Annotated in this window: 1 pseudogene; it reads right to left on the reverse strand. The window is 68.1% G+C overall.

What is annotated here, in order from left to right:
• A pseudogene (gene glmU / locus HMPREF0072_RS11810) lies at positions 1-213 on the reverse strand (bifunctional UDP-N-acetylglucosamine diphosphorylase/glucosamine-1-phosphate N-acetyltransferase GlmU); the annotation flags it as partial.

Genomic DNA, 213 nt, shown 5'->3' on the forward strand with positions numbered 1-213 from the left:
GGCCTGTTGCATGCGGTCATTGACGCCCTGCACTTCCATCGCGTCCAGCGGTTGGGCGCTGGCCACCACCAGGCCGTCGCCGACCGCCATGGCGATCACGTCGGTCAGGTAATACTCGCCCTGGGCGTTGTCGTTGGACAGGCGGCCGAGCCAGTCGGCAAGGCGCTTGCCCGGCACCGCGAGGATGCCGGTGTTGATCTCGCCGATCTGGCG

The organism is Anaerococcus lactolyticus ATCC 51172 (genome assembly GCF_000156575.1).
Classification (GTDB): Bacteria; Bacillota; Clostridia; order Tissierellales; family Peptoniphilaceae; genus Anaerococcus; species Anaerococcus lactolyticus.